The 14,786-nt window shown below is 63.3% G+C and carries 14 protein-coding genes and 1 pseudogene; 7 read left to right on the top strand and 8 right to left on the bottom strand.

The window, feature by feature from the left end; translation table 11 throughout:
• A pseudogene (locus AW06_RS09045) lies at nt 1–688 on the bottom strand (ISKra4 family transposase); the annotation flags it as partial.
• Nucleotides 689–1,142: 454 nt separating this feature from the next.
• On the opposite strand from AW06_RS09045, the gene AW06_RS09040 reads away from it, so the two are divergent.
• Complete coding sequence (locus AW06_RS09040; RefSeq protein ID WP_034948944.1) at nt 1,143–1,370, top strand: zinc ribbon domain-containing protein; 228 nt, start codon at nt 1,143–1,145, stop codon at nt 1,368–1,370.
• A gap of 258 nt (nt 1,371–1,628) precedes the next feature.
• Here the strand turns inward: AW06_RS09040 and lysA are convergent, their stop codons facing one another.
• Nucleotides 1,629–2,873 (bottom strand): diaminopimelate decarboxylase, encoded by a 1,245-nt coding sequence (gene lysA / locus AW06_RS09035; protein ID WP_034948941.1) that lies wholly within the window; start codon nt 2,871–2,873, stop codon nt 1,629–1,631.
• Nucleotides 2,870–3,061, bottom strand: a complete 192-nt coding sequence (locus tag AW06_RS20280; protein ID WP_138677845.1) for a lipoprotein — start codon at nt 3,059–3,061, stop codon at nt 2,870–2,872. Before AW06_RS20280 ends, lysA begins: the two co-directional genes overlap by 4 nt.
• Nucleotides 3,062–3,096: 35 nt before the next feature.
• On the opposite strand from AW06_RS20280, the gene cyaY reads away from it, so the two are divergent.
• Nucleotides 3,097–3,417, top strand: a complete 321-nt coding sequence (cyaY, locus tag AW06_RS09030; RefSeq protein ID WP_034948939.1) for an iron donor protein CyaY — start codon at nt 3,097–3,099, stop codon at nt 3,415–3,417.
• Nucleotides 3,418–3,444: 27 nt separating this feature from the next.
• On the opposite strand, the gene AW06_RS09025 is transcribed toward cyaY, so the two are convergent.
• Genes AW06_RS09025 through AW06_RS09010 form a run of 4 tightly spaced genes read right to left on the bottom strand, consistent with a single transcriptional unit; the run spans nt 3,445 to nt 7,318 of the window.
• Nucleotides 3,445–4,866 carry a carbohydrate porin gene (locus AW06_RS09025; protein WP_034948936.1) on the bottom strand — a complete coding sequence of 474 codons (1,422 nt, stop codon included), beginning with the start codon at nt 4,864–4,866 and terminating at the stop codon, nt 3,445–3,447.
• A gap of 7 nt (nt 4,867–4,873) precedes the next feature.
• On the bottom strand, nt 4,874–5,146 hold the full coding sequence (locus AW06_RS09020) for a DUF6587 family protein (RefSeq protein WP_034948934.1): 273 nt from the start codon (nt 5,144–5,146) through the stop codon (nt 4,874–4,876).
• Complete coding sequence (locus AW06_RS09015) at nt 5,139–7,019, bottom strand: ferrous iron transporter B (RefSeq protein ID WP_034948931.1); 1,881 nt, start codon at nt 7,017–7,019, stop codon at nt 5,139–5,141. Before AW06_RS09015 ends, AW06_RS09020 begins: the two co-directional genes overlap by 8 nt.
• On the bottom strand, nt 7,016–7,318 hold the full coding sequence (locus AW06_RS09010) for a FeoA family protein (protein ID WP_138677848.1): 303 nt from the start codon (nt 7,316–7,318) through the stop codon (nt 7,016–7,018). Before AW06_RS09010 ends, AW06_RS09015 begins: the two co-directional genes overlap by 4 nt.
• 536 nt (nt 7,319–7,854) lie before the next feature.
• On the opposite strand from AW06_RS09010, the gene selD reads away from it, so the two are divergent.
• From selD to phnE, 5 genes are all read left to right on the top strand, one after another.
• Nucleotides 7,855–10,134 carry a selenide, water dikinase SelD gene (selD, locus tag AW06_RS09005; RefSeq protein ID WP_034948929.1) on the top strand — a complete coding sequence of 760 codons (2,280 nt, stop codon included), beginning with the start codon at nt 7,855–7,857 and terminating at the stop codon, nt 10,132–10,134.
• 81 nt (nt 10,135–10,215) lie between these two features.
• The gene (locus tag AW06_RS09000) at nt 10,216–11,082 is read left to right on the top strand and encodes a putative selenate ABC transporter substrate-binding protein (RefSeq protein ID WP_034948926.1); all 867 of its coding nucleotides are present in this window, start codon (nt 10,216–10,218) and stop codon (nt 11,080–11,082) included.
• Nucleotides 11,083–11,152: 70 nt separating this feature from the next.
• Nucleotides 11,153–12,025 carry an ATP-binding cassette domain-containing protein gene (locus tag AW06_RS08995; RefSeq protein WP_273704546.1) on the top strand — a complete coding sequence of 291 codons (873 nt, stop codon included), beginning with the start codon at nt 11,153–11,155 and terminating at the stop codon, nt 12,023–12,025.
• Nucleotides 12,026–12,104: 79 nt separating this feature from the next.
• Complete coding sequence (locus AW06_RS08990) at nt 12,105–12,866, top strand: ABC transporter permease (protein ID WP_246148531.1); 762 nt, start codon at nt 12,105–12,107, stop codon at nt 12,864–12,866.
• Nucleotides 12,863–13,678 (top strand): phosphonate ABC transporter, permease protein PhnE, encoded by an 816-nt coding sequence (phnE, locus tag AW06_RS08985; protein ID WP_171047273.1) that lies wholly within the window; start codon nt 12,863–12,865, stop codon nt 13,676–13,678. Before AW06_RS08990 ends, phnE begins: the two co-directional genes overlap by 4 nt.
• A 152-nt stretch (nt 13,679–13,830) precedes the next feature.
• Here the strand turns inward: phnE and AW06_RS08980 are convergent, their stop codons facing one another.
• Nucleotides 13,831–14,724, bottom strand: coding sequence for a LysR family transcriptional regulator (locus tag AW06_RS08980; RefSeq protein WP_034948924.1), 894 nt, complete (start codon nt 14,722–14,724; stop codon nt 13,831–13,833).
• Between the last annotated feature and the right edge of the window lie 62 nt (nt 14,725–14,786).

Raw genomic sequence — 14,786 nt, 5'->3', positions numbered from 1 at the left:
GCGAGTGTCTAAACTTCAGTCTGGAAGGTTCAACTGAGGAAAATAGGATCATGGCTTGAGTCCTGTCCGCACGCCACCAAGCCCCTGGGCGCTTGAGGTGGGTCTGCACGAGGTCGCGATGAGGACTTTCGACCTCGCCAGAACCGACGGGTGGATTCAGCGCCAGTGCGCGGGGGTAGTCCAACTGGTCGAGTCGGTTGGAGAAATCGCGACAGGCGACGCGCACCGGAGCCTGCGGGTCATCGACCGATGCGGGTTCGAGGTGCCGTTTCATCTCTGCAACCACCTCGCGGGCCTGTCCCAGCAGGAATCGCGCCTTCTGGGAGGCCACCCAATCCTGGGCAGAATCCGGCGCGCAGACCTTGCTGGCGGGGGTCAGATATTCGCAGACGTGGAACCAGTCGACCAGGATGATTCCCTGATCACCGAACAGTTCTTCGATTTGGCGGCTGATCCAGGTCGCTCCGTCGCCAACACAGTGAACCTGGGTCTTGGGGCCCAATCCCAGCGCATCGACCAACCGCTTCAGGATGGCACCCGCTTCCCGGGGACCCTCCATCGTCACGCCGGCCTTCGGAACTGCCTCGCCCTGCCGCTGTGCGATACAGACCTTCGCTTCTCGCCAGTGCGTGCGCTTCGCCTTGCGGGCGTCCGCAGCGCCCGCCACGGTCTCGACAATGGGTACCACCGTCCGTCTCCACCATCAGCAGCTTCGCGGTGTTCGATGGGCCCGCCACCGGCAGGCAATCTGCCTCCGTTCATTCACAGGCCACCCGTTCGTTGAGCGTCCCGGGCGCATTGACCGCCAGGTCAATACCGTAGTGCTCCTTGATTTTGCCGCAACCTGTCCAAAGGGGAGGTCGGCACCCAAGTCCGTCACGGCGCGCTCCAGGGGCAGAGAATGGCTCCGGCAACGTACCCGGCAGCATTTGCTGACGTTTGCTCAGGTCGCTGACAATTGTCAGAGCGGGACTTGCCCAACACTTTCATTCGCACCTCCATGGCCAGAATGCTTTCGCACCACCAAAGCAAAAGTGGGAAAATGACGCCTTGGCGGTAATCGCCACGCTTGCACGGATCACGTCCTGTTTGCGACTTCGGCGAATAGCCGGGTTTGAAGGATCATTTGGAGTATCGACATCATGCCCATCTACGAATACGCGTGTGCCGCCTGTGGCAAGGAGTTCGAGAAGCTGGTACGCCAGTCTTCGCCTGCTCCAGAGTGCCCGGATTGCCATAGCACCGACCTGCGCAAAAAACTGTCGGCCTTTTCGGCCTTAACAGGTTCGTCTGCGGGCACCGCTGATCTTCCTGGCCCATGCGGAAGTTGCGGTCACCCTGACGGTCCTGGCGCCTGCCACTTTCAGTAAAAGGCTTGATCGGCCGAACAGGGTTTTTGTGTTTTCCAGGCACCGATTGCCGAAACCTTGTCAGCCTTGGTAAGGCATTTGGCGTGGCCATGGCAGCATGATGCGCAACATTGCTGTCCTGTTGAGCGCTGCCCAGGGGATCGCAGGGATCTGCAAAAACAGTAAAGTACGTCTGGGTGGGTGGCGTCTGGGTGAATTCCATCACAGCAGACAGCCTGTTTGGGTGTCAAACGACGGCTGGTCAAGCAGCCCTCGCGGTCACGGCAGCCGCTGTTCCAGCGCATAAAGCTCCTCGACCGTTTCGCGGCGGCGGACGAGATTGGCGGCAGCGCCGTCGACCATCACTTCGGCAGCACGCGGTCGGGTGTTGTAATTCGAACTCATGACCATGCCGTAGGCGCCGGCCGACAGGATCGCCAGGAGATCACCGGCAGCGAGAGCCAGTGGACGGCCGTGGCCGAGGAAATCGCCCGATTCGCAAACCGGGCCGACGATGTCCCATAAGCTGGCGATCCCGCTCCGGGGAGCGACCGGAACGATGTCGTGCCAGGATCCGTACAGGGCCGGACGGGCGAGGTCGTTCATCGCCGCGTCGACGATCGCGAAGTTCCTGATTTCGCCAGGCTTCAGATATTCCACCCGGGTCAACAGCAGACCCGCATTGCCGACCAGGCGACGTCCGGGTTCGAGCAGGACCTGCAGTTGGCGCTCCTTGAGCTTCTCGAGCATCGGTTGCAGGTAGGCCTTGACGGTCGGCGCCTCTTCGTCACGATAGCGGATGCCCAAGCCGCCGCCAAGGTCGATGTGATGCAGCACGATGCCGTCCGCCGTGAGCTGATCGATCAGCAGCAGCAGCTTGTCGAGCGCTTCGTCAAAGGGCGCCGGATGCAGCAACTGTGAACCGATGTGGCAATCGATACCGGTGATTTCGAGGTTCGCCAGGGTGGCGGCGTGCCGGTACAGCGCCCGTGCGTCGGCGCAAGCGACGCCGAACTTGTTTTCCTTGAGGCCGGTCGAGATATAGGGGTGAGTCTTAGCGTCGACGTCCGGATTGACGCGCAGGCTGATCGGCGCTTTCTTGCCGGCCCTTCCGGCGACCGCATCGAGACGTTCAAGCTCGGCAGCAGATTCGACGTTGAAGCAGAGGATGCCGATGCCAAGGGCCAGTTCCATCTCGGCGGCCGTCTTGCCAACGCCGGAGAAGACGATTTTCCGGGGATTGGCGCCGGCGGCCAACACCCGCTTGAGCTCACCAGCCGATACGATGTCGAAGCCGGCGCCTCGACGCGCAAAGATGTCCAGCACAGCAAGGTTGGAGTTGGCCTTGACGGCATAGCAGATCAGCGAATCGAGGCCGATCAGTTCCTGCTGGAACTCGTCGAACGCCGTTTCGAGCGCGTGCCGCGAGTAGACCCAGCAGGGCGTGCCGAAGTGACTGGCGATGTCGATCAGGGAGACGGATTCGGCGTGCAGTACGCCGTTCTGGCGGGCGAAGGGGCTCATCGGACAGGTTCCACAGGCGTGCTAGAATCCTTGGCAGTCGCGGTGTCGCTTTTCGTGTTTGCGGCGGGCTGAGGGGTCGCTGCCGCAACCGGTGTCGCCGGGACCGGTGGCAAGGTCAGACTGCCCTTGGTGCCACAGGCGCCCAGCACGAGAATTGCCAGCAAAGCCAGCGCAAGAGGTTGGCGCATCGGTCAGTGTCAAAAATTGGAGATGGTAGCACAGGATGAATGACAGGGAATTCAACACACTCGCTGATGCAGCGCTCAAGCGGGTCGAAGGCGCACTGGAACGTAGCGGCGCCGATCTCGATTATGCGATGGTCAGCGACGGCGTGCTCGAAATCGAGTGCTCCGACGGTAGCAAGATCATCGTCAATCGGCACGACGCGGCGCAGGAGATCTGGGTGGCCGCCAGAACGGGGGGCTTCCATTACCGTTGGGACGGCAGTTGCTGGCAAGACACGCGCCATCACGAGGAGCTGATGGCGGCGCTGTCAAGAATCGTTTCGCAGCAGGCCGGCGAGACCATTTCGCTGGTCGGGTAGGACGTTCCGGAGTGGGTGATCCGGTGATTAAAACGAAAGCTGCAGGCGGACTCCGGCAACGATCGCGTTGGCAAGATGAAGCGCCGGGTTGAGGACGCGCTGAACGACCGGCTGCAGCACCATTCCGGGGGCGAGTTGCGCCCGGTAAGTCATTTCAAGCACGGTTTCATTGGTCGATGACAGGGCCGTGCCTGCGTCGCTGGCCAACTGAATCCGCCCCTGCGGGCCAACATGCGCGCGTGTCGCAGCAATGCCGAAGGCATCCTTCTCGCGACCGGAGAACGGCCCCCGGTAGCTGAGACCGGCGCTGACCGAATAAGCAAGGAGGCTGGTCGTCCCGTCGGTAAAACCGTAACGCACGAACAGCGCGACATCCCGATTCGACTCCGGGATCCGATATACCGACTGTTCGGCAAGCAGATAGGCGCCCCAGTGCGTCGCCGACAGGGCTTCTCCGGCGGCATCGACGGCGATGAGTTGCGGATACTGCGGGGTGAAGCGCCAGAGACCCAGGGCGACCTTGCTGATCGGGGCAAAGTCGTCGCCCTGCTTCGCTGGCTCGCTCGGACGATCGTTGAACAGCCCGGCCTTGACCGGACTAAAGCCAAACTCGCCGATCAGCATGCTGCCGCTGCTGTTGTGCCAACTGATGTTGGGACCGGCGCTGGCCACCCGATCGCTTGGAATACCGCGAGTGATGGCCAACATGGCGTACCAGGCCGGATCGGGGTCGATCCTGAAGCGCGCGCCATAAGCACTCGTCGGGTAGATCGAGGGGCCGGCGAGGCTGCCGAAACTGGCCGCTTCGGCAGCCATTCCGAACGAGGGATGCAGAAAGACACCAGACGAATCGGTAACGTAGAACTCGCTGTCGATAGGGTAGAGGCCGATCCGGATCGAAGCCTTGTCGTCCAGAAAGGACTGCTGCAGCCAGGCCTTGAACAGGCCAGTGCGGTTGACCGGCGCTTCGAAGTTGTCGGCGCCCATCAGGCTGCCCAGGTAGTTGAGGTTGAACCGCCCGCCACCGTTGCTGATCAACTGCAGATAGGCTGATCCGCCTTGCCAACCGATGAGCTTCTCCCCATCGAGCTGCAGGATCAGGTCGACGTGCCCCACATAGGTGCCGCCGCTCTTCAGGCCGCCGCTGGAGTTGTGCAGAAAATCGGCGGTGTACAGCAGATCGGCCTGAACCCCGGCAGCGTGGAGTTGTTTGCGTTTGCCGCCCCAGTCACCGGTGAGCGTGCTCTCCGCCCAGTTGGGGGAGTCGTCGTTGGCAGCGGCTTCGCCGGCGACGGTGTCCGCGGTATCGGCTGTCGGAGATATTTCGCTGGCCGCCGGCTCGACAGCACCTTCAAGGGTCGCGGCACTGGCGCCAACCGGCTGTACCAGAAGAAAAAAGAACAGCAACACGCTGATCCCGGATGCGAGCTGTTTGACGGGTATCGACATGAACCTATTATTTCCCAGGGGATTTGATGATCATTACATGGCGATGCTCCTGCTTCGTGCCACAACCGGAGCATCCAGTGCAGCCGCCGCAGGCGTTGCCTGCCTTGTCACTGGCCTCCCGACCTGACGATCCGGCGTCGGCCGGCGCCAGTCCGAAACGCTGTGCCAAGGTCACATAGCATTCGACAAGCGCCGCACGCAGAACGCCGGGCAGCAATCGCCGCGCCGCGTAGATGGTAGCGCAAATGACCGCACCATAGACAATCCATTCTTCAAGCATGGCCAACTCCGGTCAGAACAAGGGCAATCCGGTAAGTCACGAAAGCCGCACCATACGCCAGAGCGAACAGGTAGCCGGCCATCAGCAGCGAATAACGCCACGAGCCGGTTTCGCGCTTGACCACGGCAAGCGTGGACAGGCACTGTGGCGAGAAGACGTACCAGGCGAGCAGCGAGAATGCCGTCGGCAGTGACCATCCCGCCGCCAACATGGGTACCAGCTCTGTCGCGACGTCGTCGCCGGCCGCCGACAGCGCATAGACCGTGCCGAGGGCGCCGACCGCGACCTCGCGCGCCGCCATGCCGGGCACCAGGGCGATCGAGATTTCCCAGTTGAAGCCGACCGGAGCAAAGATCACTGCCAGCGCCCGACCGAGCATGCCGGCATAACTGTAATAGATCGCCGGGCCGCTGGCGCCTTCCGGCGCCGCAGGGAAAGACGACAGGAACCAGAGTATCACCATCAGCGCCAGGATGATGTTGCCGACACGCATGAGGAATATCTGCGCGCGTTCGACCAGGCCAAGCAGCAGGTTGCGAGCATGCGGCCAACGGTACGACGGCAATTCGAGCATCAGCGGATGTTGCTGGCCACGGCCAACCGTCAATTTGAGGGCGCCGGCGACGGCCATCGCACTGACGATGCCGGCAACGTAGAGGACGAACAGCACCAGTCCCTGCAGGTTGAATACGCCAGCGACCGTGGTTTCCGGGATGAAGGCGCCGATGATCAGCGCGTACACCGGCAAACGCGCCGAGCAGGTCATCAGCGGCGCGATCATGATCGTCACCAGACGGTCACGCCAATTGGAGATGGTACGCGCCGCCATGATGCCTGGGACGGCGCAGGCAAAGCTCGACAACAGCGGAATGAACGAGCGGCCCGAGAGGCCGACAGTGCCCATCAGGCGGTCGAGCAGAAACGCTGCGCGTGGCAGATAGCCCGAGTCTTCAAGGGCAAGAATGAACAGGAAGAGGATCAGGATTTGCGGCAGGAACACCAGCACACTGCCAACACCGGCAATGATCCCGTCGACCAGCAGGCTACGCAGGATGCCCTCCGGCATCCGAGCCACGAGAAACTCGCCACCGGCTTCGACCCCCGCCTTGATCCACTCCATCGGCAGGCTCGCCCAACTGAATACCGCCTGAAACATCAGGAACAGCGTACCCGCCAGAATGAGCATGCCCCATAACGGGTGCAGCACGATGCGATCGATGTGCTCGTCGAGACGGATGTCGATCGCCGGTTCGCGGACGGTGGCCGCGAGAATGCGCCTGACTTCGCGCTGGGTGGCGGTGACATCGGCTACATCGGGCGGCAGCCAGGACGCCGGGTGAGCGGCCGTATCTGGCTGGATGGCTTCGAGCCGGGCAATCAGCTCGCTGGCACCGCTGCGCTTGACGGCGACGGTGCTGACCACCGGCATGCCCAGTTCGCGCTCGAGCGCGGAAACGTCGATGACGATGCCGCGTTTCGCCGCCAGGTCGGTCATGTTCAGCGCCAGGACCATCGGCAGACCCAGACGCTTGACTTCGAGAACCAGCCGCAGGTTGAGCTTGAGGTTGGTGGCGTCGCTGACACAGACGATCAGGTCGGGGCGCCGCTCATCGGCGCGCGTTCCGAGGACCACATCGCGGGTGATTTCTTCGTCGATGCTGACCGCGTTGAGACTGTAGGCGCCCGGCAAATCGAGGATGCGAAACTGTTTGCCCGACGGCGTGATGAGTTGTCCCTCCTTGCGGTCGACCGTCACGCCGGGATAGTTGGCGACCTTCTGCCGGCTGCCGGTCAGCAGATTGAACAGTGCCGTCTTGCCGCAATTCGGGTTGCCCAGCAGGGCCAGGTTACAGGTTGCATGGGCTGTGCTCATGGTTCTTTTCCTCCCAGCGGAGCGACCAGAACGCGCTCGGCTTCAAATTTTCGCAAGGCAAACATCGTATTGCCGACCCGCACCGCAACCGGATCACCACCCGGATGTCCGCGCGCCACGACGCGCACCCGCTCTCCGTCGAAAAAGCCGATCTCGAACAGCCGCAACGCCAGCGCCACGTCAGCCGCTTCGCCGTTGATGGCGTTGGGCCGGCTGCTGACGATGCCTTCCTGACCCAGCGGAAGGTCAAATAGAGGAATCAATTCTTGGGGATTCATGGAACCGGTATCTTTCTTCATGCGTATCTGCAATCTTCATCGAGTTGCGGGTGACAAGGCGCCGCGGGAAAGTGGCGACTGCTCCGTCAGACACCGTCAGCGTGACTGTTCCGGAGGCATGCTCGCCACCCTGCTCATTACCATTGCACTATACATGAGAACTATTCGCATTGACATAGGGGATAGACAATTTCGCCATAGAGGTTATCAGTTGCTGGCGAACTTCGAATCAATACCCTCTGTGGCCCCCACCGCTTTCTGTCAAACATGCCGGTAACCCGCCCCAGCCAACCAGAAATGTTCAGTCATTCCGGCGGGGGATGCGTATTCCATGGCAAACCGGACAGTCGTCATCATTCACCCCCTTAAGAAAGCCACCCGCGCGATAATCTGTATGACATAATTGCTGAACTTTCGGACGACCTGACAGAAGCGGCGCGATGCACCTGAGCAAACAAGACCTTTTCCAGAGAAACGACGAGTGGCTGAAGAAGCTGCCGATGGAGCGATTATTGGAAGTGTCGAAACGTCTGCTGTACGACGTCAAGGAAAGCTGAATGCGCGCGGCAAGCACTCCGATCCTCCGCGATATTGTCCTGATTGGCGGTGGTCACAGCCACGTCGGCGTGCTGCGAATGTTTGCCATGCAGCGGTTGCCGGGTCTGCGCCTGACCGTGATCTGCACCGATACGGACACGCCGTACTCGGGAATGCTGCCCGGCTACATCGCCGGACACTACGATTTCGACGCAGTGCATATCGATCTGCGGCGGCTGGCCGAATTCGCCGGCACGCGCTATTTCCGCGACGAAGTGATCGGCATCAACCGCGCCGCACGCCAGGTACTGTGCCGCCAGCGGCCGCCAGTGCCCTACGATGTGCTGTCGATCAACATCGGCTCGACGCCACAGCTTGCGCGCGTCGAAGGCGCTGCCGAGCAGGCGGTACCGGTGAAACCGATCCGCCGCTTCAACGAACGCTGGCTGGCTCTGCTTGGGCGCGTGCGTGCGCACGCTGGGACAACAACGATCGCCGTAGTCGGTGCCGGTGCCGGCGGCGTCGAGCTGACGCTGGCCATGCAGTACCGACTGCGCGGTGAACTCGCTGCGCTCGGTCGCGATCCCGACGAACTTCGTTTTCACCTCTTCTCGGCCAGCGCGAGCATTCTGCCGACACACAACGCGGCGGTGCGTGGCGTCTTCGAGCGCGTCCTGAGCGAGCGCGGCGTGATTCTCCATCGCCATTGCGAAGTCGTCGAAGTTGCCGCCGGCCATCTACGGGTGCGCAGCGGCGAGATGTTCGCCGCCGACGAGATCGTCTGGGTGACGCAGGCCGGCGGCGCGCCGTGGCTGCGTGAGACCGGACTGGCGCTCGATGGCGAGGGTTTCATCCGGGTCCGCAACACCCTGCAGAGCGAGACTGATCCGCTGATCTTCGCCGCCGGTGATTGCGCATCGCTGACCGACCGGCCGCTGGAAAAGGCTGGTGTCTTCGCGGTGCGGATGGGCAAACCGCTGGCCGAAAACCTTCGGCGAATCGTCCTGTGCCAGCCACTGCTCGCGTATCGCCCACAGCGACGCTGGCTGGCGCTGATCAGCACCGGCGACCGGCACGCGGTCGCCTCGCGCGGCTGGCTATTTGCGCGTGGTGACTGGGTGTGGCGCTGGAAGGACTGGATCGACCGGCGCTTCATGCGCCGTTTCAGCGAATTCGCGCCAATGGACGAGAATGCCTCGCCTGCGCCGTCCGAGGCGATTCCACTCGACGCGGCCGAGCAGACACAGGCGATCTCGGCTATTGCCATGCGCTGCGGCGGCTGTGGCGCCAAGGTCGGCGCCACGGTCCTGTCACGGGCGCTGGCAAGGGTTCACCCGATCGCACGCGACGATGTGCTGATCGGCCTGTACGCGCCCGACGATGCAGCGGTGCTGCGGGTGCCGCTGGGCAGTGCGCTGGTGCATACGGTCGATTTCTTTCGTGCCTTCATCGACGACCCCTGGCTTTTCGGCAGGATCGCCGCCAATCATGCGCTCGGCGACATCTTCGCGATGGGTGGCGCGCCGCAGTCGGCAACGGCGATCGCCACCGTTCCGCCAGGACTGGAGAGCAAGGTCGAGGACACCGTCTTCCAGATGATGGCGGGCGCCACTGCAGTGCTCAACGAGGCCGGCTGTGCGCTGGTCGGCGGTCATACCGGCGAGGGTCGCGAACTGGCGCTCGGTTTCGCGATCAACGGGCTGATCGACGCAACCCTGGCCTGCATCCTGCGCAAGGACGGCATGCGTCCCGGCGATGCACTGATCCTCAGCAAACCGCTCGGCACCGGTACCCTGTTCGCGGCGCAGGCGCGGCTGCAGGCGCGCGGCCGCTGGATCGATGCGGCTTTGGAATCGATGCAACAGTCGAACCAGGCGGCAGTGCCGTGCTTGATCGCGCACGGCGCGAGCGCGTGCACCGACCTCACCGGCTTCGGTCTGCTCGGACATCTGGTCGAGATGACTCGCTCGTCTGGGGTAGACGCCGAGATCGACCTGGCTGCGCTGCCACTCCTCGAGGGGGCTGCCGAAACGATTGCAGCGGGAATCGTCAGCTCGCTGCAGCCGGCCAACGTGCGCCTGCGCCGCGCGCTGCGCAACCAGCCCGAATCCCTGCATCACCCGAACTACCCACTACTCTTCGATCCGCAGACCGCCGGCGGACTACTCGCCAGCGTGCCGGCGGAAAAGGCAGCGGACTGCATCGCCGCGCTGCGCGGCCTGGGCTATGCGCGAGCGATCTGCATCGGACGCGTGCTGCCGGCCAGCGAGGCAGTGGAACCAATTACACTGCGCACCTGACCAAGGGATGCACAAAGCCTGCACGCCCTGGCGGCACACCGCCCTGCCCCGCACCAACCTGCCACTCACGGAGAACCGACCATGATGCTTTTGCCCCGCCTGATTTCCCGCAGCGCCCTGGCGCTCGCCCTGATGCTCGGCAGCGTTGCAAGTTACGCCGAAAACCTGTTACGGGTCTCGGCAATCCCCGACGAGGCGCCCACCGAACTGCAGCGCAAGTTCAGACCGCTCGGCGAGTATCTCGAGAAGGAAACCGGCTACAAGGTGCAGTTCACGCCGGTCAGCGACTATGCCGCGGTAGTCGAGGGCCTTGCGGCGAAGAAGATCGATCTCGCCTGGCTCGGCGGGTTCACCTTTGTACAGGCAAAGCTGCGGACTGGCGGCGAGGCGATCCCGATCGTCCAGCGCGCAGAGGACGAGGTGTTCACCAGCAAATTCATTGTGCCGGCGAACAGCACGGTGACGTCGCTCGTCGAACTGAAGGGCAAGACCTTCGCCTTTGGCTCGCCGTCGTCCACCTCGGGACACCTGATGCCGCGTTTCTACCTGCTCAAGGATGGCATTGATCCTGACAAGGATTTCAAGAACGTCGCCTTCTCCGGTGCGCATGACGCGACCGTAGCCTTCGTTGCTTCCGGCAAGGTCGAGGCAGGCGTGCTCAATGCTTCGGTAATGGACAAACTGCTCGAAAAGGGCGATGCCAACGCCAGGCGGGTCAAGGTCATCGCCACGACGCCGTCCTACTTCGACTACAACTGGACGGTGCGCCCCGGTCTTGACCCGGCGCTGCGCCAGAAGATCACCCAGGCATTCCTCAAGCTCGACCGGGCCGACCCGGCGCAGCGCGAACTGATGGAACTGCAGCGCGCGTCGAAGTTCGTGCCGACCACGGCGGCCAACTATGATGGCATCGAACGGGCGGCGCGCAGCGCCGGGCTGATCAAGTAAGGATGCTGCGACTTCCGCAGACGCCGAGTCGGCAGGCGTCGCGGCGACAGGGAGCAAGGAGGGCAAGGGCATGGCAAGCGAACTGACCGGCGTCGGACTGACGCACGGCAATGGTTTTCGCGCGCTGCAGCGAATCTCGCTGCGTCTTGCGCGCGGCGAGCGGGTGGCGGTGATCGGTCCGTCGGGCGCTGGCAAGACCAGCCTCTTGCGGCTCCTCGGCAGTGCCTTGCGGCCCAGTGACGGACGCCTGGAGATCCTCGGCGTCAACCCCTGGCAGGCGTCGGCCGGCGAATTGCGTCGCCTGCGCGCGCGCATCGGCACCATCCACCAAGCGCCACCGATTCCGCCCCGCCAGCGCGTGATTACCGCGATCCTCGCCGGCCGGCTCGGCCACTGGCCGGCATGGAAGGGGCTTTGCTCGCTGCTCTATCCGGTCGACATCGACGGTGCGCGGGCGGTACTGGCGCGCTTCGACCTCGCCGACCGCCTGTTCGATCGCTGCGACCGGCTCTCGGGAGGACAGTTGCAGCGCGTCGGGATCGCCCGCGTCCTCTACCAGCAACCCGACCTGATCCTGGCCGACGAACCGGTCTCGGCCCTCGACCCGACGCTCGCCGATGCCGCGCTCTGCGAACTGGTCGCCGACTCCGAGCGTCGCGGCGCCAGCCTGTTCGCTTCGCTGCATGCAGTAGACCTGGCGCTCAAGTGGTTTCCGCGCATCGTTGGTCTGCGCGCCGGCGAAATCGTCTTCGACCTGCCGACGGCACGCGTCAGCGAGACGATGTTGCGCGACCTATACGCCGCCGAGGGCGGCGTCTTGCCGATACAGGCCCGGGCTCCGGTATCTCCGCGCGACGGCGCCGCCGTTGACCCTGGGGTTACAGCCACCGACGGCCAGGTGGAGATCCCCGTCGTGCGCTTCGATACCTGCCGCGGACGCTGAATTGAAGACGCTCACCAGCACCCTGCCGCCGACCCGGGACCCGGACGCGCGCGCGCGTCTCGGCTGGACGGTACTCGCCCTGGGATTTCTGTGGCCGCTCCTGCAGCTCGCCGAGTTCCGACCCTGGGCGCTGTTCGAGGGCAATAATCTGCAGGTGATGGGCGCTTTTCTTGCCGGCTTTCTGCCACCCGAAACGTCGACCGATTTTCTCGGCATCCTTCTCAAGGCAACACTGGAAACTCTGGCAATGGCCACCGCCGGCATCGCGCTGGCCCTGCTCATCGCGGTGCCATTGGCGATCCTGTGCACACGCCCGCTGGCGGTATCGCTGATCGGGCCGGGACCCGGCCACCACGGTGGCAGCATGCTACGTCTCGCCGGGCGCGCGCTGCTGACCTTATTGCGCGCGATCCCCGAGATTGTCTGGGCGCTGATGCTGGTGCGCGTCTTCGGACTCGGGCCAGCCGCCGGCGTGCTGGCGCTGGCGGTCACCTACGGCGGCATGCTCGGCAAGGTGTACACCGAGATCCTCGAATCGACCGACACTCGCCCTGCCCGCTCGCTGCTCGAAGCGGGCAGTGGCCGCTGCGCGGCGCTGGCCTACGGACTGCTCCCCAACGCGGCGCAGGAACTGACCTCCTACACCGTCTATCGCTGGGAGTGTGCGGTCCGCTCGTCGGTAATCATGGGCTTCGTCGGCGCCGGCGGGCTCGGGCAGTTGATGGATCAGTCGATGAAGATGCTGAACGGCGGCGAGGCCGCCCTGATCCTCCTCGTCTTCCTGTTGCTGGTGCTGCTCGCCGACGCGCTGAGCGCGACATTGCGCCGGGCGTTGGCATGAACGCGAATGACGTTCAGGAGCCCTGTGCGGCACGCGGCGCCGCTGATTTCTGCCTGTCCTGCGTGCTCACCAGCGGCCTGCTGATTGCTGCCGTGGTGGCCAGCTTCGCCTATCTCGCGATCGATTTCGGGGCACTGTTTTCGGCCGATTCGGCAGCCGCAATGGGAAAATTTGCCATCTCCTTCCTGCCACCCGATCTCGACCCTGAATTCGTGCGCAAGACCGCCTGGGGCGCCTTGCAGACCTTCTCGGTGGCCATGGTCGGCACGCTGCTGGCGACGCTGGCGGGACTGTTGCTGTCCTTGCCCGCGGCCGGGCGGCAAGGGGTCGCCACCGCCAGGCTGTCGCGCTTTCTCCTCAATCTGCTGCGCAGCGTGCCGGAACTGGTCTGGGCAACGCTGATGGTGCTCGTCGCTGGCCTCGGACCTTTCGCCGGTGCGTTGGCGCTGGCGCTGCACACCACCGGAGTGCTCGGCCGGCTGTTCGCCGAAGCGATCGAGAACGCGCCACGGCAGCCCGAGCAAAGCCTGCGCGAAGCCGGCAGCGGCGGCGTGCCGGCCTTCCTGTACGGAACGCAACCGCTGGTCTGGCCGCAATGCGTGGCCTACGGGCTCTACCGGCTGGAAATGAACATCCGCATGGCTGCCGTACTCGGCTTCGTCGGCGCCGGCGGCCTCGGCCAGATGCTCTATTACCACCTGTCGATCTTTCAGCAGGCGCAGGCGGCGACGGTACTGATCGCAATGTTCATCCTGGTGCTGGCTGTAGACGCGCTGAGCGACCGTCTGCGCAAGCGCATGGCGAGCGTCTGAGCCGGAATGGCGGGGAAATGGCCATGGGTCTTCCGGATCAGCGGGAGCCTTCGGCGGAGACCGGCGGCAATCCGGTCGGTCGATCAAACCGGAGTTCAGAAGACTGATCCTGTCACGCCTTGATTTCCGTGCCGCGCCATGACGTCAGCGACTCACGTCAAGGGTTTCCCCGTCAGACTCTCCACCAGACTTGCCGCAAATCCGGACAACAGTTCCCTGTTTTTCACGCAAACCTTGAGATCGCGCTGCGCCCAACTCTCTTGTAGCTCAAGAATGGCTAGCGAGGATCGTGTCGTATCGTCCGGAATCGCGCTTCCAGGAACCATTCCAAGCCCTACGCCAGCACTCACCATACGACAAACCGCCTCGAAACTTCGCACCTGAATCCGGACTTCGAGATGCCGCCCGAGCGCCGCTGCCGCGTTCATCGTGAAGGTGTGGATCGCCGACCCCGAGTGAAGCATCACGAAGGGAAAATCCAGCACCTCGACAAACGAGGTGCTCGTTCGCCCGGCCAGCGGATGATCAGCCGGCGTGATCAGCACCAGACGGTCGGCGCGGTAAGGGATGAGTTCCACGTCTACCCCCTCGACGGATTCCGCAACGACACCGACTTCAACTTCTCCCCGAACAACGGCCATCACGACCTCGGGACTCGTATGTTCTTCAAGCGTGATGCTGACCTGCGGGTAACAACGCAAGAAGGCCGAGAGGCTGTCAGGAAGAAATGTATGGGTTGCATGCGTATTGGCCCACAGTCTGACATGACCCCTGACTCCCTTTGCATAGGGCGAAAGGTCGGCATGCATCTGTTCGAGTTGGGCGAAAACCTGTCGTGCATGACGAAGCAGCAACTCGCCCGCACGGGTGAGCTTGACCCCTCGCGCCTCGCGAAGCAGCAGCGGTGTGCCGATCGATGCTTCAAGCAGACGGATGCGATGACTCGCCGAGGAGGGCGCCAAATGAACCCGCTCGGCGCCGCGAGTCAGATTCTTCAACTCCGCAATGGCCACAAAGAGCCGGAGATCGATCAGACCATAATGCATAGCATTAGTTATAAACGAACGATTGCTTTTAAAAATGTCAATTTTAGGTGATTTCCTCATTT

This window comes from Candidatus Accumulibacter cognatus (genome assembly GCF_000584975.1).
Taxonomy (GTDB): domain Bacteria; phylum Pseudomonadota; class Gammaproteobacteria; order Burkholderiales; family Rhodocyclaceae; genus Accumulibacter; species Accumulibacter cognatus.
This window is presented reverse-complemented; position numbering and strand designations above follow the sequence as displayed.

Coding starts and splice junctions, on each gene's coding strand:
- lysA (WP_034948941.1), bottom strand. CDS start 2,873: ATGAGCCCCTTCGCCCGCCAGAACGGCGTACTGCACGCCGAATCCGTC.
- selD (WP_034948929.1), top strand. CDS start 7,855: ATGCGCGCGGCAAGCACTCCGATCCTCCGCGATATTGTCCTGATTGGC.
- AW06_RS08995 (WP_273704546.1), top strand. CDS start 11,153: ATGGCAAGCGAACTGACCGGCGTCGGACTGACGCACGGCAATGGTTTT.
- AW06_RS20280 (WP_138677845.1), bottom strand. CDS start 3,061: ATGCGCCAACCTCTTGCGCTGGCTTTGCTGGCAATTCTCGTGCTGGGC.
- cyaY (WP_034948939.1), top strand. CDS start 3,097: ATGAATGACAGGGAATTCAACACACTCGCTGATGCAGCGCTCAAGCGG.
- AW06_RS09010 (WP_138677848.1), bottom strand. CDS start 7,318: ATGAAGAAAGATACCGGTTCCATGAATCCCCAAGAATTGATTCCTCTA.
- AW06_RS09015 (WP_034948931.1), bottom strand. CDS start 7,019: ATGAGCACAGCCCATGCAACCTGTAACCTGGCCCTGCTGGGCAACCCG.
- AW06_RS08980 (WP_034948924.1), bottom strand. CDS start 14,724: ATGCATTATGGTCTGATCGATCTCCGGCTCTTTGTGGCCATTGCGGAG.
- phnE (WP_171047273.1), top strand. CDS start 12,863: ATGAACGCGAATGACGTTCAGGAGCCCTGTGCGGCACGCGGCGCCGCT.
- AW06_RS09025 (WP_034948936.1), bottom strand. CDS start 4,866: ATGTCGATACCCGTCAAACAGCTCGCATCCGGGATCAGCGTGTTGCTG.
- AW06_RS09000 (WP_034948926.1), top strand. CDS start 10,216: ATGATGCTTTTGCCCCGCCTGATTTCCCGCAGCGCCCTGGCGCTCGCC.
- AW06_RS09020 (WP_034948934.1), bottom strand. CDS start 5,146: ATGCTTGAAGAATGGATTGTCTATGGTGCGGTCATTTGCGCTACCATC.
- AW06_RS09040 (WP_034948944.1), top strand. CDS start 1,143: ATGCCCATCTACGAATACGCGTGTGCCGCCTGTGGCAAGGAGTTCGAG.